At 38.3% G+C, this 18,598-nt stretch carries 13 protein-coding genes, 11 tRNA genes and 2 other RNA genes; 8 read left to right on the forward strand and 18 right to left on the reverse strand.

Annotated features, from left to right (window positions below):
* Positions 1–32 precede the first annotated feature (32 nt).
* Together AABK36_RS16160 and AABK36_RS16165 are read right to left on the reverse strand one after the other, a co-directional pair.
* Entirely contained in the window at positions 33–3,221 is a 3,189-nt protein-coding gene (locus AABK36_RS16160; protein ID WP_309940284.1) for a SusC/RagA family TonB-linked outer membrane protein, read from the reverse strand.
* A gap of 469 nt (positions 3,222–3,690) precedes the next feature.
* Positions 3,691–4,731, reverse strand: a complete 1,041-nt coding sequence (locus tag AABK36_RS16165; RefSeq protein ID WP_309940283.1) for a hypothetical protein — start codon at positions 4,729–4,731, stop codon at positions 3,691–3,693.
* A 138-nt stretch (positions 4,732–4,869) separates the two neighbouring features.
* Between AABK36_RS16165 and AABK36_RS16170 the strand changes: the two genes are divergently transcribed.
* The gene (locus AABK36_RS16170; RefSeq protein WP_309940281.1) at positions 4,870–6,162 is read left to right on the forward strand and encodes an MFS transporter; all 1,293 of its coding nucleotides are present in this window, start codon (positions 4,870–4,872) and stop codon (positions 6,160–6,162) included.
* Positions 6,163–6,218: 56 nt separating this feature from the next.
* Here AABK36_RS16170 and AABK36_RS16175 read toward each other — a convergent pair whose 3' ends face one another.
* From AABK36_RS16175 to AABK36_RS16185, 3 genes are all read right to left on the reverse strand, one after another.
* Positions 6,219–6,563, reverse strand: a complete 345-nt coding sequence (locus AABK36_RS16175) for a hypothetical protein (RefSeq protein ID WP_309940280.1) — start codon at positions 6,561–6,563, stop codon at positions 6,219–6,221.
* A gap of 97 nt (positions 6,564–6,660) precedes the next feature.
* The gene (locus AABK36_RS16180) at positions 6,661–7,341 is read right to left on the reverse strand and encodes an SDR family oxidoreductase (RefSeq protein ID WP_309940279.1); all 681 of its coding nucleotides are present in this window, start codon (positions 7,339–7,341) and stop codon (positions 6,661–6,663) included.
* An 82-nt stretch (positions 7,342–7,423) separates the two neighbouring features.
* Positions 7,424–9,484, reverse strand: coding sequence for a M13 family metallopeptidase (locus tag AABK36_RS16185; RefSeq protein ID WP_309940278.1), 2,061 nt, complete (start codon positions 9,482–9,484; stop codon positions 7,424–7,426).
* 167 nt (positions 9,485–9,651) lie between these two features.
* Here AABK36_RS16185 and AABK36_RS16190 point away from each other — a divergent pair, with 167 nt between their 5' ends.
* The 6 genes from AABK36_RS16190 (at position 9,652) to AABK36_RS16215 (ending at position 12,320) form a co-directional block, all read left to right on the forward strand.
* Positions 9,652–9,789 carry a hypothetical protein gene (locus AABK36_RS16190; protein WP_309940277.1) on the forward strand — a complete coding sequence of 46 codons (138 nt, stop codon included), beginning with the start codon at positions 9,652–9,654 and terminating at the stop codon, positions 9,787–9,789.
* 37 nt (positions 9,790–9,826) lie between these two features.
* Positions 9,827–10,063, forward strand: coding sequence for a hypothetical protein (locus tag AABK36_RS16195; RefSeq protein ID WP_309940276.1), 237 nt, complete (start codon positions 9,827–9,829; stop codon positions 10,061–10,063).
* Positions 10,064–10,132: 69 nt separating this feature from the next.
* Positions 10,133–10,230, forward strand: an RNA gene (ffs, locus tag AABK36_RS16200) — signal recognition particle sRNA small type.
* Positions 10,231–10,339: 109 nt separating this feature from the next.
* Entirely contained in the window at positions 10,340–10,993 is a 654-nt protein-coding gene (locus AABK36_RS16205) for a SanA/YdcF family protein (protein ID WP_309940274.1), read from the forward strand.
* Positions 10,994–11,033: 40 nt separating this feature from the next.
* Positions 11,034–11,131: signal recognition particle sRNA small type (gene ffs / locus AABK36_RS16210), an RNA gene on the forward strand.
* Positions 11,132–11,234: 103 nt separating this feature from the next.
* Positions 11,235–12,320 carry a protein kinase family protein gene (locus tag AABK36_RS16215; RefSeq protein WP_309940273.1) on the forward strand — a complete coding sequence of 362 codons (1,086 nt, stop codon included), beginning with the start codon at positions 11,235–11,237 and terminating at the stop codon, positions 12,318–12,320.
* A gap of 70 nt (positions 12,321–12,390) precedes the next feature.
* Here the strand turns inward: AABK36_RS16215 and AABK36_RS16220 are convergent.
* The 11 genes from AABK36_RS16220 to AABK36_RS16270 form a co-directional block, all read right to left on the reverse strand.
* A tRNA-Gly gene (locus AABK36_RS16220) sits at positions 12,391–12,463 on the reverse strand.
* Positions 12,464–12,500: 37 nt separating this feature from the next.
* Positions 12,501–12,573: transfer RNA gene (locus AABK36_RS16225), tRNA-Gly, on the reverse strand.
* A 16-nt stretch (positions 12,574–12,589) separates the two neighbouring features.
* A tRNA-Tyr gene (locus AABK36_RS16230) sits at positions 12,590–12,672 on the reverse strand.
* A gap of 42 nt (positions 12,673–12,714) precedes the next feature.
* A tRNA-Gly gene (locus tag AABK36_RS16235) sits at positions 12,715–12,790 on the reverse strand.
* 16 nt (positions 12,791–12,806) lie between these two features.
* Positions 12,807–12,889 (reverse strand) — tRNA-Tyr (locus AABK36_RS16240).
* Between the two features lie 43 nt (positions 12,890–12,932).
* Positions 12,933–13,008, reverse strand: a tRNA-Gly gene (locus tag AABK36_RS16245).
* Positions 13,009–13,024: 16 nt separating this feature from the next.
* A tRNA-Tyr gene (locus AABK36_RS16250) sits at positions 13,025–13,107 on the reverse strand.
* 43 nt (positions 13,108–13,150) lie between these two features.
* Positions 13,151–13,226 (reverse strand) — tRNA-Gly (locus AABK36_RS16255).
* Positions 13,227–13,242: 16 nt separating this feature from the next.
* Positions 13,243–13,325 (reverse strand) — tRNA-Tyr (locus tag AABK36_RS16260).
* Positions 13,326–13,368: 43 nt separating this feature from the next.
* Positions 13,369–13,444 (reverse strand) — tRNA-Gly (locus AABK36_RS16265).
* 16 nt (positions 13,445–13,460) lie between these two features.
* Positions 13,461–13,543, reverse strand: a tRNA-Tyr gene (locus AABK36_RS16270).
* A 259-nt stretch (positions 13,544–13,802) separates the two neighbouring features.
* On the opposite strand from AABK36_RS16270, the gene AABK36_RS16275 reads away from it, so the two are divergent.
* Positions 13,803–16,163 carry a type IA DNA topoisomerase gene (locus AABK36_RS16275; protein ID WP_309940272.1) on the forward strand — a complete coding sequence of 787 codons (2,361 nt, stop codon included), beginning with the start codon at positions 13,803–13,805 and terminating at the stop codon, positions 16,161–16,163.
* A gap of 12 nt (positions 16,164–16,175) precedes the next feature.
* On the opposite strand, the gene AABK36_RS16280 is transcribed toward AABK36_RS16275, so the two are convergent.
* Positions 16,176–17,033: a cupin-like domain-containing protein gene (locus AABK36_RS16280; RefSeq protein WP_309940271.1), complete on the reverse strand. Its 858-nt coding sequence runs from the start codon at positions 17,031–17,033 to the stop codon at positions 16,176–16,178.
* 93 nt (positions 17,034–17,126) lie between these two features.
* Entirely contained in the window at positions 17,127–18,491 is a 1,365-nt protein-coding gene (hemN, locus tag AABK36_RS16285) for an oxygen-independent coproporphyrinogen III oxidase (protein WP_309940270.1), read from the reverse strand.
* Between the last annotated feature and the right edge of the window lie 107 nt (positions 18,492–18,598).

Here is an 18,598-nt window from a genome sequence, read left to right on the forward strand (position 1 = left end):
TTCAATCCACAAAACGCTTGATCTTTGCAATCTTAAAATTTAAAATTCAAGTTAAATCCCCAAGAAGCTGTCATCGGTGTAGCAGCACCCTCCAAACCTTGAACATTACCTGAAGAAACTGCGTACTCAGGATCAATATGAGGCACTTCACTATAAAGCAATGCTAAATTCCTACCTACAACAGAGAATACCATATCCTGAATTCCAACCTTAGAAATCAACTTATTTGGTATTTTATATGCCAAACTAACTTCTCTCAATTTGATATAGCTTGCATCATAAACATCAGCTTCTGCAATATTATATCCATTATCATGTTGAAAGTATCTTTTTGCATCAACATTAATATCATTAACAGAACCATCTCGCTTTACACCAGCAGCCACAATCCCTGTTTCTCTAATGTTATTCGCAGTCGTTTCTTCAAACATACCAGAATACCTACCCCACATATTAGTTGTTGAGAAGATCTTTCCTCCAAATGAACCGTCAATTACAGCAGTTAATGTAAACCCTTTATATGATACGCTATTAGTTATACCACCTGTCCAGTCAGCCATAGCAGACCCTAAAGCAACTTTTTCTTCAGTAGCTAAATACAAACCATCATCGCCAACTATCTTATTACCATTTTCATCTCTTTGATAAGCTGTTCCATAAATAGTCGCATATGATTCTCCTTCTACAGCTTCAATTGTAACAGCAAATGGTGCTGTTCCCAACCTAAGAGTTTCTAAATTATCTTCAAGCTCAACTACTTTATTTCTATTCATTGCCCAGTTTACAACAACATCCCATTGGAAGCCTCCAGATGATTTTATCGGAGTCCCTGACAACATTAATTCAACACCTTTATTTGTCATCAAACCAGCATTGATATACTTATAGACGAATCCTGAAGCAGCAGATGTTTGAACTGGTATAATTTGATCATAAGATCTTGAGCTATAAACTGTCGCATCCAATCCAATTCGATCTTGTAGAAATCTTAAGTCTAAACCTAATTCGAAAGATTCAGTAGTTTCAGGTTTCAGCTCAGAATTATTCATTGTATTAGGTGTCGTGTAAATTGGGTTTCCACCAAAACCACCTTGAGGATTTGCAGGATAAGTTTGAGCTAATCTATAAGGGTCTGTGTCATTACCAACACTTGCCCAACCAAATCTCAATTTACCAAATGACAGCAAATTTGAATTTGCCAAAGAGCCTAACTCACTAAATACAAATGAAGTAGTTACAGATGGATAAAAGAATGAATTTTGTCCCCCTTCAGTTGGCAATGTTGAAGACCAATCGTTTCTAAAAGTTGCATCAACGAAAACCATATTTCTCCAACCAACGGAAGCACTTCCAAATACACTATTCACAATCTTATCATATCCATCATCTATCGGAATTACAGAACCAACCGAATTTGTTAAAGTATATAAACCAGGAACACTTAAACCATCTTGTGTTTCAGCATAGTTTCTTCTGTAAGACTTTGTTCTTCTATTCACACCCACAAATGCATTCAATGAAATCTCATTATCAAATGTTTTATTGTAATTAGTTAAGAACTCATAATTATCTTCTTTAACTCTAATGACATCTTCAGAGTAATATCCTCTACCTTGTGCTTGATCTGTTCGAATCGATCCAACAGCTAACCTCTCTCTTCTAGAATCTGTATAAAAATCTGTCATTGCTTTAGCTGAAACAGAAATTTCTTCAGTAATCTTATAATTCATTCCAACATTACCGAAAAAGCGCTCTCTATCATCATCTTGAAAATTTTCATAACGAACCCAATATGGGTTATTTGAATAAACTAGGTCTGGGTTATCAATACTACTTCTATTCCAACTTCTTTGACTACCGTCTGGGTTTTTATAGTTCTTATGCAAATCATTGCTCCACTGTCTTTGTCCCCACTGATTAAACTGCTGCATTACGTTACCATCATCATAACCAGTACCTGGTCTTCCTTTCGCTCTGCTTGACACATAACTACCATTGGCATTTACTGTCAATTTATCATTTAGCTTCGTTGAACCTGCAAAATTAAAAGTATTTCTACTCATATGGCTATTTGGAAATATTCCAGTAATATCCTTATTAGTATAAGACAATCTAAAGTTAGCTTCATCATTACCTCCCTGAACAGCTACATTATTTGTTAATGTTACACCTGTTTGAAAAAAATCTTTAACATTATCTGGATTAGCAACCCAAGGACTAGTAGTAAGTTGGCTTGTCAAACCTTGTTCATAATCATATATATTATGCCATTGAACTACTTGTTGACCTTGTAATTTAGGTCCCCAAGATTGATCCGCGTAAAAATTCACAACAGGTAAACCTGATTCAGGATCAATTGCAAACTCTTCAGAAGTACCACCTCCATACTCATTTTGATAACTTGGCAATAAGTTTACTTTTTCAAATGTCACACCTGAATTCACTGAAACTCCAATTCCTTTCTTTCCTTTACCTGACTTTGTAGTAATAACAATTACACCATTTGAAGCTCTAGATCCATATAAGGCAGCCGCTGCCGCACCTTTAAGTACAGTCATTGAGGCAATATCATCAGGGTTTATATCTTGAGCAGCATTACCATAATCATACCCTCCAGCTCCTCTAGCCTGATTGGAAGTTCCAAAATTAGAGTTATCCAATGGCACTCCATCAACCACAAATAACGGTTGGTTATTACCTGTAATAGAACTCGCCCCTCTTATCAAGATTCTTGAGGACCCTCCCATATTACTATTGCTGTTAATCTGAACACCTGCAACTTTACCAGACAAAGAATTGACAATATTTGTTTCTCTAACCTGTGTCAGATCTTCACTTTTAAGCTGTTGAGCGGAATATCCAAGAGACCTTTCATCTCTCTCAACTCCAAGGGCTGTTACTACAACTTCATCCAACTGTTTCACATCTGACGTCATTTCAACATCGAACTTCGTCTGATTTCCAACTGTCACTTCTTGCGTTGTCAAACCGATGAATGAAAAAACCAATACTGCGGTTTCCGGTTCATCAATACTAATTGAAAACGCCCCCTCAAGGTCTGTGATAGTACCATTGGTTGTTCCTTTTACAACCACACTAACTCCTGGCAACGGCTCTCCGGAAGTCTCCTTCACCGTTCCCGTAACTGTTCTTCCCTGAGCCCATGTAGACCCAACTGTTAGAAGAACAAAAATCCAACTTAATAGTAGATTTTTACTCATTTTACGTGCTTTACTCATAAATAATGGACTAAAAATTGTTTGTTAAGTATCTCAAACTTAAGATAAAATATTATCAATCACAACTTTTACAATATTTTATTATCACTCAAATGAATAATTTTATCACTTTTCAGGCTTTAATGACCTGCGTCATTTTATCTATATTCTAATAAAATCGCCTTTTTCAAGGCTTTTTTTAAAATATATTTAAGAATTGGTTAATTTTGTAAAAATTTAACAACTAAACTATCTGTCGAATGAAACAAAAAAATAAATACATAATTGACATTAATAAAAAATAAAATTATCAATAGTTGCTAAAAAAATACTTCAAATTGGTTTCAAAAATAAAAAAACCACCTTTTATGGTGGCTTAAAATTCTGATTAAAGAAGATGAACGAAACAAAATTCTTTACTTAAAGTAAAAAAGCAAAATAATATCACCATAAAAAAGCTTCAAGCGCAATATTATTCTTCCTTCACAGCCTCGATTTTTTGCTTAGGCTTGGAACCGAACACTGGAACGAAAACTTTAAGTTGTGTATAGAATCCCAACTGAGAAACTCCCGGCCTATAACCAATTTCACCTCCATATCCCCAAGAAAATTTTCTATTAAACTTTCCAGCCACTCCAACTCTGAAACCAATCTTATTTCTTTCTATTGGTTCCAAATCCATTTCAACTCCTTTGTAAAATATAGGATCAATTTGAATTGAAGGCATCACAATCAAATCGATAAACAAATCAAAAATCAAATCATCCACCAGCATATCGTAATTTCGAGAAGGCTTCATGATCACATTTTTGATCCATGACAATTGGACCCCTGCGTAAAATCCTGACGCAGCCATATTGGCAAACGCAGACGAGTTTCCATCCAACACTATCTCAGGAGCGCCTTCTTGCTGCACAGGCCCCAAAACCAAATTTTGTTTCGTCAAGACTTGATCCAACCTTATCCCTGTGTTATAATACATACCTCCCAAATGCAAGCCTATTACCTGCCTTACATCAGCAGGGACCTCCACATAATCGGGAACTCTTGATTTCCATTTAACTGATTTCAAATAATTGCGGCGATGAAGCACCATCTTAGCTTTCCCCTTTTCCAACCCATCAATCAAATGAATATTAAAGCCAGCTTCCGCATATAAAAAAGGCTTTACATTAGAATCTACTTTATTGTTTTTAGCCGCCAAGTCCTTTACCATATCCGTTTGCTGAGCGTAAGCGGTCCTAACTGAAGCCATGAAATCCACTTTGTTTTTCCAAAAATACTCAATCTCCCCGCCATATCCCGCAGTGAAATTGGTCAGAAAGACTTCAGCGTATAAAGGCTGCAGCTTTAAATAGAAATTGTTGATATCATATGGATTATCATATATATCCTTGTAAGTTAGTTTTCTAGAACCTTGGCCATGGAGCTGATTAACAGCGAAAATGCTCGCAAACAAAGCCCAAAGAAAAACGACTTTGACAGGACCTTTAAAAGTAAAAATATGTTTCATAAATTTCTCTTTTTCATGACATTGCATTGTTATAAACAAATATAAAAATAAAATACACTTTTTATCGCTTATATTAATCCAATAGGTCAAATTCAATCATAAGGAATAAAAGACAATATATAAAAAGCAACATCTACAATGAATGACAAAACAACTATCAACGCATGGTGCGCATACGATTGGGCAAATTCCGCATACATGCTTACAATCACATCAGCAATTTTTCCCATTTACTACAATGCCTCGACAAGATCGGCTTTCAATGGAGATACCATTCCATTCATGGGGCTTGAAATCAGCAACACAGTGCTATACTCCTATGCCTTGTCATTTTCATTTTTAGTTATCGTGCTGATTTCACCTATTCTGTCAGGAATTGCCGATTATGGCAATCTGAGAAAACCTCTTATGAAGACTTTTACTTATTTGGGTGCTTTTTCATGCATGGGCTTGTTTTTCTTTGAAGGCCATAATATCAACTATGGAATCACTCTAAGCATATTAGCCAGCATCGGCTATGCTGGTTCATTAGTGTTTTATAATGCATATCTCCCGGAGATTTGCTCAAGAGATATGATTGACAAAGTTAGCGCAAAGGGCTATAGTTGGGGCTACATCGGGGGAGTCATTCAATTAACTCTTAGCTTGATTGTTGTTCTCAGTCCGAAAACTTTCGGTATCACCAACGACTCTCTGCCCGCCCAAATCTCTTTCTTGTCTGTTGGTCTATGGTGGATTATTTTTTCGCAATATTCTTTCCGAAAACTTCCCGAAAACAATCATTCCGTGGAACCACAAAAAGCAAGCACTTTACTGAAAGGATATCAAAATATACATCGTGTATGGCAAGAAATTAAAGCGAAACCTTATATCAAAAAATACTTAACTGCTTTCTTCTGTTATAACATGGGAGTGCAGACTATTATGCTGCTTGCCGCTACCTTCGGCGAAAAGACACTTTCATTAAGCACTGGTGAACTTATTGGAACAATTCTAGCGATCCAATTCATCGCTGTTCCCGGGTCATACCTCTTCGCTAATATCTCTCGACGAAAATCCAACACTTACTCTATTATTATCATGCTCTTTCTGTGGATTATCGTATGCATAAACGCTTATTTTGTCAATTCAGCGATACAATTCTTTATGCTCGCTTCACTTGTTGGTCTGATCATGGGAGGAATTCAATCATTGTCAAGAGCCACTTACTCCAAGTTAATCCCAAATGAAAACTCCAACAACACCTCTTATTTCAGCTTTTATGAAATTACCGAAAAGCTCTCCATTGTCGGCGGAACATTCAGCTTTGGCTTCATAGAAAGCTTAACAGGCAACATGAGGCATAGCACATTGCTATTAATGTTCTACTTTATCGTAGGCATCATATTGATGTTTAGGTTTAAGAGAAACGCGAGAGCTCACCAAGTTTAAATAAAAAGGAGGCCAAATGGCCTCCTTTTTATTTTACAACTCTTCCCTAACACCTTTTAAGGCTGTTCAAAAAACAAATACTCTGTGGAATAATCACTGACTTCAAAGTATACCTTTTTCTTCTCATCCGCATCAATCTGCCCATTAAGATTCTGATCTAAATATCCATACCCATACCTATAAGGTCTATAAGTACCATCTTGAGTACCCGAGGCAGTGGACATTTTATCTATCTTCATAAATCTTTTCATTAGCTTGCCCCCACTGTACACTTCCAACACGCCATTTGTACCTGTCCAATTCTGTATGGACCTTCCTATTCTGTTTTGAGTCTCTTGGGTACAGGCGCTAGCGACTAGCAAGCCTGCAAACAACAGCATTGACTTAAATTTTGCTTTCATTTTTTATAAAGAAAAATTAAAAATATTCTTATTTAAAAATCTATTATATCATAAAGAGACTCAATTACATAAAAATAAAACCAATTTCAAAAACTTATCAATAGTCTTGACTCATCGGGTGAATCATCAACTCATCCACGACCACGTGTTTTGGAGAGGAAAGAATATAATTTACAGCGTCAGCTACATCATAGGGAGACAACCAGCCTTGCTTATGTTCCTCTCCAGGAGTTGATGCGGCAAAATGCGTATCAGTAAGACCTGGGTATATTGATGAAACTTTAACATTGAATTCACGAACCTCGGCTCTTAAACTGGAAGTCATTGCATCTTGAGCATATTTACTGGCGCAATAGACGCTCCCCTCCGCAAACGTTCTTTTTGAAACATCAGAAGCTATCTGCACTATATGCCCCACCCTAGCAGCCTTCATGTGAGGCACCACATACTTGTTCATAAGAAAAGTTCCCTGAACGTTCACATCCATCATTTGCTTGAAAACATCGCTTTCAATTTGCTCCAAAACACCAAAAGCGCCAATGCCCGCATTATTCACCAAAACATCCACTTGCCCAAAATCTTCAATAATTTCGGCTATACGCTTTTTCACTTGTTGTTCATCAGAGATGTCGCAAGCGATCATTTTGAAATAATCCAAGCCAAGATCAACAACAGTTCTGGACAAACCAACCACAAAATACTTTTCAGTCAACTTTTCAACAATCGCTCTCCCAATACCTTTGCCACAACCTGTAACCAATGCCACTTTCCTTCTCATCCTTTTAAAAATTTATGTTAACTAAAAAAGCCGGCTACCCGGCTTTTATATATTTCAATATCAATTCAGCATGTCAATTATATTACCAAATCTTAGCTCTTTCCGATGCAGGTCTAACCATCGGGTCCCCATCTTTCAAATGGAAAGCCTCCTTAAAGGACTCCAAGTTGGACAATGGAGCAAAAGCTCTAATCATACCCGGAGAATGAACATCAGTAAGCAAGGTCTGCTCCAGTGCTTTTGGTCTATATTTTGTCCTCCAGATTGTCGCCCAAGAAATAAAAAGCCTTTCCTCAGGAGTAAACCCTTGAATCTTTTCTTTCAATTGCTCATCAGACATTTTATTAATCAAAGCTTGATGAGCCAGTGTCACTCCGCCCAAATCGGCAATATTCTCACCCAAAGTCAACTTGCCATTCACATGCAAAGAATCCAACACAACATAAGCGTCAAACTGCTTTACAAGCACTTCCGCCTTCTTGTTGAATTTCTCCAAATCTTCTTCAGTCCACCAATTTTTCAGATTTCCTTGGGCATCGTACCTTCTCCCTTGGTCATCAAAGCCGTGTGTCATTTCATGACCGATCACTGCTCCAATACCTCCGTAATTCACAGCGTCGTCCGCTTGGTAATCATAAAAAGGAGGTTGCAAAATAGCCGCAGGAAACACGATCTCATTGTTAATCGGACTATAATAAGCATTAACCGTCTGCGGAGTCATATGCCACTTTGTCTTATCAACCGGCTTATACAACTCTGCCACATTCTTTTCATGCGCTAATTTTGCGCTTTTAAGCACCATATCCAAATAGGAGTCCGCAGAATCAAGCTTCAACTTATGATAGTTTTCCCATTTATCTGGATAGCCTATCTTCACTCTAAATGAAGCGAGCTTATGCAAAGCCTTTTGTTTGGTGCTGTCCCCCATCCAATCCAACTGCTTAATCCTTTCCTTGAAAGCTTCTTCGATGTTCTCAACCATTTCCAAAGCTTTCTGCTTCGCTTCAGGAGGAAAAACCTCTTCCACATACACTTTGCCTATAGCGAAGCCAACGCTGCCATTAACAGTACCCAAAACTCTTTTCCATCGAGGCCTCATCTCTTTCGCACCTCTCATAGTCTTGCTGTAAAACTCCCAATTCTGATAAACCAACTCTTCAGTTAGAAATGGCGCAGCGGCGCTGATCGCATTCCACAACAAATAATCCTGCACATGATTCAAGTCGGTTTCTCTCAATATCTGATCGAAGGCAGCCATATATTTCGGTTGCTCTACTATATAATAAGGTATATCATCAAATCCACTGGTTTTAAAATACTCATTAAAGTTAAATGATTCCGCCAATGCCTGAAGCTCTTTTTCAGACATCTTATGGTATGTCTTTGTTGGATCTCTTCTTTCAACCCTGCTTAGCATAGACTCAGCCAAGCTAGTCTCCAATTTCACAATCCCATTTGCCGCTAACTGAGCTTTCTGAGTATTGTATCCACTCAACTCAAACATCTTCACAATATGCTCCTTATACTGATCCAATACGTCTGCATACTTCGGCAACAAATAGTAATCTCGATCAGGAAGTCCTAAACCACCTCCAGCAACATAGACTGTCATCTCACTACTGTTCTTTTTGTCTTGATAGACATAGTCTCCAAAAAAGCCAGACACCCCCTCGCTATGCAATTCCGCCAAAACTTTAGGCAAATCTTCCTTGCCTTTGATAGTTTCAATCTGCTTCAATAACTTTTGCAAAGGCATCAAACCTTCTTTTTGAATTCGCGTTGTATCCAAACCTGTTTGGTACATCAACAAAGCTTTGCCTTGATCAGTATCCAAAGCATATGACTTAGAATCTATGGCAGTCTCTATCACATGTTTGAGTTTGTCATTATTGGACTCTATCAATTCATTGAAACTTCCCCATCTCGACATATCCGCGGGAATCTGAGTTTCTTCATCCCACTTGCCATTAACAAACTTATAAAAGTTTTCTCCTGGATATACCTTTTTATCCATGTATTGGGTTTCGATCCCATGCTCAGACTGTTGCTCCATTTGATTCTTATTTTCACCGCCTTGACAGCCCGCTAGCATTGAAACACTCACAGAACAACCTAAAGCGACAAGTAAGTACTTTGATTTCATAATAAAAATTCTGATTCTTGATTCTATTTAAATCTTCTAAAAACGCTCCAAAAATTTTATCCCGTCAATAATCCCTCTAAACCAATAATTCCTCTTGTAAAAAAAATAAAAAATTGGCAATAAAATTGATACAGTTCCTTTGCAAACAAATCTACAACAAAATAGTCATGGAATCCAACAACGAATCCCTTTCACTAACAATTCTCGACGATTCAGAAGATTTTGTCGGAGAATACCAAATAGAAGATGATTTCAATGAATTTGATCAGTTCTTAGACGTTTTCTTTTTTGAATATGACAATTAATACTGTTATTTGCCTCCACATTTGAATTAACAGATCTATGGATGCAAAAAACATCATACACAAATACTTTAAAAAAGATTTTTCAGGTTACACTGTTCTAGTGCAAGTCAACCCTGTAGACTATACAGGACTGGAACTTATCGTTCATCCTGACGGAAAAGTAGAAAAAACCAAGATGGAGTTTGACGAAGACATCTACGAAGACCTAGAAGTAGATGAATTCGAAGAAACAACTAGTCTGGTATTCAATCTGTATCTCAAAGGATTAGCATAGACAGAGTATATTATACCTAAAATATATTATGCAAATATTTGCCTAATGTAAAAAAAGCGTTACATTTGCGTAGCGATTCGGGACTACCAGCTCCTTATGAACTCCCCCAGGGCCGGAAGGCAGCAAGGGTAGTAAGTTGTAGCGGTGAGATCTTGAATCGCTACTTTTATTTATAGCCATTTAGAATTAACACGCCTCTCTTCTCTAAATCGGTTTTTCGACTTATATTTACTCCACAACCGAAACCGACACCACACAGCAACCGAATTCCACTGAATGAAAATATTCAAGCTCTTTATCTATGCATTGATCACAAGCCTGATATCAGCATTGCTTATTTGCATACTATCGTATGAATACATTGCAAGCTATTCAAAGCCCTATATCTTTCACAATCAAAACAACATCCCCAAAGGCAAAGTAGGCCTGCTTCTTGGCACATCCAAATACCTTCGCAGAGGCACGTTGAACTACTACTACAAATACCGCATAGACCAAACAGCCAGTCTCTATAAAAACGGAATCATCAAATGCATCGTTGTCAGCGGAGACAACAGCGATCATAGATACAACGAACCCATTCAAATGAGGAACGATCTGATAAAAAAAGGGATTCCAGAAGACGCAATCACAATGGACTATGCGGGATTCAGAACACTAGACTCTGTGGTAAGAATGAAGAAAGTATTTGGCGCAGGAGACAATGTCCTTATCATCTCCCAGAACTTCCATGATGAGAGAGCTATTTTTTTAGCGAGAAAAAATGATTTGAATGCCACAGCCATAGCCTGCAAAGACGTTCCGGAAAGATACGGCATCAAAACCCAAATTAGAGAGTACTTCGCTCGTGTTAAAGCAATTCTTGACATATACATACTAAAAACCAAGCCCAAATTTTTAGGAAAAAGAGAAAAAATAAACGGTTGCTGATAAAAGTGTTTGCAATTACAATTAATTCAACTATATTTGCATCGCAATTCGGGACTACTAGCTCCTTATGAACTCCCCCAGGGCCGGAAGGCAGCAAGGGTAGTAAGTCGTAGCAGTGAGATCTTGGATTGCTTTTTTTATGCTCAAATTTTATTACCCCCCAGTCCCTTTCAACACTCAATATCAAACAATAGATAGATCTAGAGGTTTAAGTTTAAGATTCTTTCTTTTCCCTCAAACCATGTACGACACCCCTTATTTTTCACCTCTTAGTAGAAAAACAAAGAACACTCCAACAACAAATCCGCATAAAATCCCACAACCACGCATTATTCAAAGAGCATTAATTGATTGGGCCCAAATATCAACCATCATCAAACCATCACAAGGTCTCAGCTCACATGTATTTTTCGTTAAATTAAATGACAAACAAGAATATGTCCTTAAGTTTCCTTTTGAAAACTCTGTAGGAGAAAACGAAAGAATGGCCTCTAGCTTTATTGCGAAAAACACCAACTCCCTACTTAGTCCAAGAACACGGTTAATATCCATGCAAAGCACCGAAGTAGAACAACTGGAAGCAGGAATCAAAAGACATTCAACACCAGCAGCCAGAGAACTTTTAGATGTCTTGCTATCCCACCCTACCGGAGAGTTCATCTGCATGGAAAAAATGAGCGGACGATCTCTAGATTTCATGGAATCCACTTCTGACAGAAAACTTCTTGCAGACCCATCCTTTCAGTCTAGATTAGGGGAAGTATTAGCATTCGACTTATTAATGGGAAATATCGACAGGCTACTCTTACTAAACCCAGACAATCTTATTTACGACTTAAAAAAAAGAAGCCTCAGCCTTATAGACCAAAAAGTATCTATATACGACCTATCAGGAGTAATACCTCATGGAGCGATGGATACAGAAGTCTTGAACACTCCCCACGCCAGTGAAGACGAAAAAATGGAAGCAATGCTTCAAGTAAACGCTCATCTAAAAGAATATCTCGAAATACAACTAGCCCCGCTAAAAAATGGCGAATTCGGCAAAAGCAGCATATCCGAGAAACTAGCTTTCATGTTTGAAACTCAATATCAAGCCAGAATCGACAGAAGATTGATTGATATCGGCTTATACGAAGGTCTACTAAAAATCGCGCAAAACTTTCATTGGGCTGGAGCTGAAGCCATGACAGAATGGAGTAAAACAGGAGTTGAAGGCATGGGACTTTTTCACAATTGGCTCACCGTATCCGATCTACTGCCTGACGCTCAACAAAGCCTGGCCTCCTTGGAAAAAAACCGAAAAAGACTACTTAAAAAAAGGTAATCCATATTAATCAAAAACAAAAAAGCGAAACGCAATAATACGTTTCGCTTAAAATCAAAAGAAAATCTCGAGCGGGTGATCAGGTTCGAACTGACGACTTACAGCTTGGAAGGCTGTCGCTCTACCAACTGAGCTACACCCGCAATAAAAGAGTAACAACCGACAAATATCGGAAAATAGAGCGGGTGATCAGGTTCGAACTGACGACTTACAGCTTGGAAGGCTGTCGCTCTACCAACTGAGCTACACCCGCGATTTTCAATTCTATGTGGGGAGAGCAGGATTCGAACCTGCGAAGTCGAAAGACAACGGATTTACAGTCCGTCCCAGTTGGCCGCTTTGGTATCTCCCCAACTAAATATTTTAAATTTATTCAAACCTATTATTTGAATACTGGAGCGGGTGATCAGGTTCGAACTGACGACTTACAGCTTGGAAGGCTGTCGCTCTACCAACTGAGCTACACCCGCGATTTTCAATTCTATGTGGGGAGAGCAGGATTCGAACCTGCGAAGTCGAAAGACAACGGATTTACAGTCCGTCCCAGTTGGCCGCTTTGGTATCTCCCCAACTAAATATTTTAAAATTTATTCAAACCTATTATTTGAATGCTGGAGCGGGTGATCAGGTTCGAACTGACGACTTACAGCTTGGAAGGCTGTCGCTCTACCAACTGAGCTACACCCGCGATTTTCAATTCTATGTGGGGAGAGCAGGATTCGAACCTGCGAAGTCGAAAGACAACGGATTTACAGTCCGTCCCAGTTGGCCGCTTTGGTATCTCCCCAACTAAATATTTTAAAATTTATTCAAACCTATTATTTGAATGCTGGAGCGGGTGATCAGGTTCGAACTGACGACTTACAGCTTGGAAGGCTGTCGCTCTACCAACTGAGCTACACCCGCGATTTTCAATTCTATGTGGGGAGAGCAGGATTCGAACCTGCGAAGTCGAAAGACAACGGATTTACAGTCCGTCCCAGTTGGCCGCTTTGGTATCTCCCCAACTAAATATTTTAAAATTTATTCAAATCTATTATTTGAATGCTGGAGCGGGTGATCAGGTTCGAACTGACGACTTACAGCTTGGAAGGCTGTCGCTCTACCAACTGAGCTACACCCGCGATTTTCAATTCTGTGTGGGGAGAGCAGGATTCGAACCTGCGAAGTCGAAAGACAACGGATTTACAGTCCGTCCCAGTTGGCCGCTTTGGTATCTCCCCATTCCTTAAAATCTCTTTCGCTTAAGGGACTGCAAATGTGCACGTTTTTTTTTAATTCTCAAACTATGAAATGGAAAAAAAATCCATTCCAACTCATTTTATGAGGAGTCAAACGGTTTGCTTGAACCTAAGCATCTCATTTAGAGATATTAATATTTATGATCCTCTAGTATTTTTTTTATCAAAAAATTCTCTTTACTCTTCACCAAAAAATAATTTTTAGTATTATTGGCCTCTCAACCAAGTATCAGGGTAAAGCATGAAAGTTTGCATCGCGGAAAAGCCATCGGTGGCAAAAGAAATTGCGCAAATCATAGGCGCCAAACAACGTAATGATGGATATTTTGAAGGAAATGGATATCAAGTCACATGGACTTTTGGACACCTATGCACATTAAAAGAACCACACGACTACTTGCCCATACTCAAAAGCTGGAGTTTGCAGATGCTCCCCATCCTTCCCGAAAGGTTCGGAATCAAACTTATCGACGATGGAGGAATCAAAAAACAATTTAAAACCATAGAAAAACTTCTCTCCACAGCCAAACTTGTCATCAACTGCGGTGATGCTGGACAAGAAGGGGAACTGATACAACAATGGGTCATAAAAAAAGCCAAATACAAAGGAGAAATCAAAAGGCTTTGGATCTCATCGCTAACGAAAGAAGCAATACAAAACGGTTTCAACAAGTTGTACAGCAACTCTGATTTTGCCAACCTTTATGCAGCTGGCAGCACCAGGGCTATTGGAGACTGGTTGCTAGGCATCAACGCTACTCGAGCGTATACGCTCAAATACGGCGATGGCAAAGGAGTCCTTTCCATTGGAAGAGTGCAAACCCCTACACTAGCTCTAATTGTCAAAAGACAAAAAGAAATCGAGAATTTCACACCCGAGCCGTACTGGGAATTAAAGACAAAATACAGAGATGTCGCTTTTTCAAGCGAAACCAAACGATACTCCTCAAAAGAAAGTGTTGAATCAATTGTAAACGAGATTAAAAATAGCGAATTAACCATTGTTAGCTTTAAGAAGCAAAATGGCAAAGAATTGCCCCCAAGCCTTTTTGATCTCACCTCCCTGCAAGTCGAATGCAATAAGAAACTTTCTTTCTCTGCGGATCAAACATTGAAAATCGTTCAATCTCTATATGAAAAAAAGTTTGTAACATACCCTAGAGTGGATACAACCTTTCTTCCTGATGATATTTATCCTCAGGTAAGCTATATCTTGAAATCAATGGAAAGGTTTCAACATTTAACCCAACCTCTGCTTGGAAAAAAAATTAGAAAATCAAAAAAGGTCTTCAACAACCAAAAAGTAACAGACCACCATGCCATCATACCGACGCAAGTAACTGCTCGAGGACTAAACAATCAAGAACAGAGCGTTTACGATATCATTGCCAAAAGATTCATCGCTGTATTTTATGATGATTGCCTCGTTTCAAAAACAGAAGTCAAAAGCGAAGTTGAAAAGCATAAATTCAAAGCTACGGGAAAACAGATATTATCCATGGGCTGGAGAGAAGTATATGCGGATGAAAAAAATTGGAAAAGCGCATCAAAAGAAGACGAACAAGTAATGCCTGTGTTCAAAGAAGGTGAATCTGGCCCTCATCTGCCTTATTTCGAAGAAAAGATGACCAAGCCTCCCAAGTATTATACTGAAGCTTCCCTTCTAAGAGCTATGGAAACTGCAGACAAGGAAGTTGATGACGAAGAATTAAGAAATGTGCTAAAGCAAAACGGCATTGGCAGACCTTCAACCAGGGCCAGCATTATTGAAACTCTGCACAAGAGAAGATATATAACTAAACAGAAAAAAAGGCTTGAAGCAACAAGTGTCGGCACTCAACTAATTGACACAATAAATTCCGACCTGCTGAAGTCAGTGGAATTAACCGGGCAGTGGGAACACAAGCTCAGACAAATTGAAGATGGCAAATTATCACCAAATTCTTTTTTGAAAGAAATGAAAGAAATGGTTTCAAACATCATTGGTGATGTGAAAAATGCCAGTTCTCAAAAAATACTCCAAAGTCAACACAACAACTCTCCTAAAAAACCGTCAAAAGCTCCGGAAAAAAAAGCTAATCTTTGCCCAAAATGCGGAAAAGGAAAAGTTCTTACTGGAAAGTCGGCTTATGGTTGCTCAGAATGGAAACAAGGTTGCGACTTCAGATTACCTCTTTCATGGAATGAAATAAAAATAAGTCAATCCATGATGGAAGCGTTAGTCAAAAAAGGAAAATCTAGACTAATCAAGAATGCATCGATTAACGGCAAAAAGCAAAACGGCCATCTAATCATAGACAAGAACACAAACTTAAGCTTTGAAACCGTTGAAGAAAAAAAGATGACCTGTCCGAAATGCAGCTCCGAACTATTAAAAGGCAAAAATGCTTTTGGTTGCTCATCTTGGAAGCAAGGCTGTCATTTCAAAATCCCTTTTGAATGGAATGGAAAGAAGTTCACCCAAGCCCAAATCTACCGACTTATCGAAAAGAGAGAAACTACTCTTATAAAAGGGTTCACAGATCCTGTCTCATCGGAAAAATACAATGCTGTTATCCAGCTAAATGCCACTAACCAAATCGGCGAAGTTAGAAAAAAATAGACAAAAAGGGCTTCATAATAATGAAGCCCTTTTCATAGCCAAACTTTCTTTATAAGTCAACCATCTATATCCAAATAATTTTCTTGCAAAGTTATCAGCTTGACGTAGCACAAAAAGATTATACAAGCCCTCCAAACGGGTAAGCCAAGAACTGGACATTGACCTCTGACTCAAAGCGAAGCCCCCCTCTTGATACTTCATCATGTGCCACCAACCAGAAGGAATAAACAGTGTATCGCCTGGCTCTAAATCGTAAGTCAATCCTCTCACTCCTTTCAGCGCAGGATAATTTTCAAAATCGGGATTTTCCAGATCGATTTCTTCCAAATTATGGACGCCAAAAGGAACATGATACAAATTTCTTGAATACTCCGGATCAAACAACAAGACTTTTTTTCTCCCTTGAAACTGCGTGTGAAAAACATGCGACATGTCAATGTCAAAATGAAGAAATACATTGGAGCCTCCTCCGCCAAAAAACATCATCGGGTAATTTTCCAAAAAACCATCCGAAATATCCGGCACGCTAAAGTCTTGACACAACTCAGGCACGTGACTCAAAATATTGAATAAAAAAATTCTTAAATCTGTAGGTTGATTTTGAATAAGATCCAAATAATCATTGAATGGCATTTTCGCCACTGGATCATTCACTTTCTTTGTCGGACTTACTTTGGAATTATCATATAGTGGAACAATTCTATTGCCTACTTTTGACTTTATATAGTCAAAAGTCCACTTCTCCCGAGCAGGCCACTTTTCACTTAAGCCTTTTACAACCAAAGGCTTGCTTGCTCTTAAATATTCTGACTGAAAATCCTCACGACTAATATTGTCAACCGCATCAATAGACTTGTAATGTATAGACATAAGCAATCAAATTAGAATTCAACTTTAGCCATTATTATAAATAGCTAAAATCTAGAACTAATTTGATTGCAAATTGTGTTATATTTCTATAATTTAAATTGACTTGCTAAATAAATTTCCTCGTTCTCTTTGGCTATCCTTCAATCTTTGATCGAAAACCATGCATACATTTCGAATAAATGTCATTCCCATTTCAGTCATGCTGACTTTATCATCATGAATAGCTAAAACTTCCTCCGCCTGAAAATCTTTCAACTTATTCCAATCATCATCCGTGAGCGTTGATTTGATTTCATTCGTCAACACAAGCTCTTCCTTGCATATCAAATCCAAAATAGCCTGCTTCAACAATAAGTCAGAATCATTTAACAAGTGTCCCTTTGTCAATGCATGACTGTCTGCCTCTATTGCTTTTTGATAATCCTCCACTTTCTTGATATTCTGAGCGTAAGCGATTTTAGCATCGCTAATGGATGAACATCCCAAACCTACCAACAACTCAGTGTTATTTGTTGTGTAGCCCATGAAGTTACGGTGAATCGTTCTATCTTTATGAGCTTGCAACAACTTATCTCCATCCAAAGCAAAATGATCCATGCCGATTTCTTCATACCCTAGTTCCAACAGCATGCTTTTGCCTCTTTCATAAAGCGCTCTCTTATAATCATCACTAGGCAAATCAGCTTCAGTGTAAGCTCTCTGTCCAGGGCTCACCCAAGGCACATGCGCATAGCTATAGAAAGCGATCCTGTCCGGCATCAATTCCGACACTTTGCGTATCGTATTTTCAATCACTTCAATGCTTTGGAAAGGCAATCCATAAACCAAATCAAAATTAACAGATGTAAACCCTAAGCTTCTCGCATCCTCTGTCGCTCTTTTGACATTTTCATAAGGCTGAATCCTGTTAATAGTCTGCTGAACTTTGAGATCAAAATCCTGAACGCCATAACTTACTCTCGTGAACCCAAGCTCTTTAAAAGCTTTCAAATGCTCATACGTCGTATTGTTCGGGTGGCCTTCGAAACTAAAATCAAAGCCTTCCATATAATTGGATGTTGACTGGATATATCCAAACAACTTCATATAATTCTCAGGCGAAAAGAACGTAGGCGTTCCCCCTCCGATATGCACTTCTTTAATATTCGGCTTGGAGCCAAACACTTTCAAATACGTATCCCACTCCTTCATCAAAGCCTCAATATACGGCTCTTCCACTCGATGGTTAACCGTAATTCTTTTGTTGCAACCGCAATATGTACACAGTTTCTCGCAAAATGGCATATGCAGATACAAACTTACCCCTTCAGTATCATTTGAAATATCAAATGTCTTCTTAACGGCCTCAAACCAATCATTTGAAGCAATTTGCTCTTGCTGCCAAAAAGGCACTGTAGGATAACTTGTATATCTGGGAGCTGGAATGTTATATTTTTTGATAAGCTTATTCGTATCCATCTATTTTTTCTGTTTAACTAGAAACGCATAAATTTGCGTCTTGATATTTCATTTGGCAGAGTACTTCGCAAATTTCTCGAAAAGAAATCAAAATTGCTACTTAGCCG

This window comes from Aureibacter tunicatorum, assembly GCF_036492635.1.
Taxonomy (GTDB): domain Bacteria; phylum Bacteroidota; class Bacteroidia; order Cytophagales; family Cyclobacteriaceae; genus Aureibacter; species Aureibacter tunicatorum.

What these genes read in the sequence shown, in the direction of transcription:
- AABK36_RS16160 (WP_309940284.1), bottom strand. Translation starts at nt 3,221, where the DNA reads ATGAGTAAAAATCTACTATTAAGTTGGATTTTTGTTCTTCTAACAGTT.
- AABK36_RS16185 (WP_309940278.1), bottom strand. Translation starts at nt 9,484, where the DNA reads ATGAAATCAAAGTACTTACTTGTCGCTTTAGGTTGTTCTGTGAGTGTT.
- AABK36_RS16195 (WP_309940276.1), top strand. Translation starts at nt 9,827, where the DNA reads ATGGATGCAAAAAACATCATACACAAATACTTTAAAAAAGATTTTTCA.
- AABK36_RS16170 (WP_309940281.1), top strand. Translation starts at nt 4,870, where the DNA reads ATGAATGACAAAACAACTATCAACGCATGGTGCGCATACGATTGGGCA.
- AABK36_RS16190 (WP_309940277.1), top strand. Translation starts at nt 9,652, where the DNA reads ATGGAATCCAACAACGAATCCCTTTCACTAACAATTCTCGACGATTCA.
- AABK36_RS16180 (WP_309940279.1), bottom strand. Translation starts at nt 7,341, where the DNA reads ATGAGAAGGAAAGTGGCATTGGTTACAGGTTGTGGCAAAGGTATTGGG.
- AABK36_RS16280 (WP_309940271.1), bottom strand. Translation starts at nt 17,033, where the DNA reads ATGTCTATACATTACAAGTCTATTGATGCGGTTGACAATATTAGTCGT.
- AABK36_RS16215 (WP_309940273.1), top strand. Translation starts at nt 11,235, where the DNA reads ATGTACGACACCCCTTATTTTTCACCTCTTAGTAGAAAAACAAAGAAC.
- hemN (WP_309940270.1), bottom strand. Translation starts at nt 18,491, where the DNA reads ATGGATACGAATAAGCTTATCAAAAAATATAACATTCCAGCTCCCAGA.
- AABK36_RS16165 (WP_309940283.1), bottom strand. Translation starts at nt 4,731, where the DNA reads ATGAAACATATTTTTACTTTTAAAGGTCCTGTCAAAGTCGTTTTTCTT.
- AABK36_RS16175 (WP_309940280.1), bottom strand. Translation starts at nt 6,563, where the DNA reads ATGAAAGCAAAATTTAAGTCAATGCTGTTGTTTGCAGGCTTGCTAGTC.
- AABK36_RS16275 (WP_309940272.1), top strand. Translation starts at nt 13,803, where the DNA reads ATGAAAGTTTGCATCGCGGAAAAGCCATCGGTGGCAAAAGAAATTGCG.
- AABK36_RS16205 (WP_309940274.1), top strand. Translation starts at nt 10,340, where the DNA reads ATGAAAATATTCAAGCTCTTTATCTATGCATTGATCACAAGCCTGATA.